This window comes from Bacillus sp. SIMBA_074 (assembly GCF_046534555.1).
GTDB classification, from domain to species: domain Bacteria; phylum Bacillota; class Bacilli; order Bacillales; family Bacillaceae_G; genus Bacillus_A; species Bacillus_A mycoides.
Window position 1 is genome coordinate 1 of record NZ_JAWRYM010000993.1, and the last position, 248, is coordinate 248.

Below are 248 nucleotides of genomic sequence, written 5' to 3' on the forward strand. Positions count from 1 at the left end.
CTGACAGTGGGAACAAAAGAGCAAGCCGAGGAATTTGCTCGGCAATCGAATGAGGAATATACAATCGAAACGCAGCAAGCCCAAATAACGCGAGGCACAAAAGAGTCGGTAAGAGCCAAGCTGCGAGAGTTGCAGGAAAAATTTGCAGTCGACGAGCTGATCGTCGTTTCGACCAATGTGCAAAACTTTGAACAGAGAAAGCGTTCCTACGTTTTACTGAAGGAAGCTTTCACCGAGCTGGAAGGGAG

The 248-nt window shown here is 48.0% G+C and carries 1 pseudogene; it reads left to right on the forward strand.

Annotated elements, in window-relative coordinates:
* A pseudogene (locus SB773_RS33750) lies at positions 1-248 on the forward strand (hypothetical protein); the annotation flags it as partial.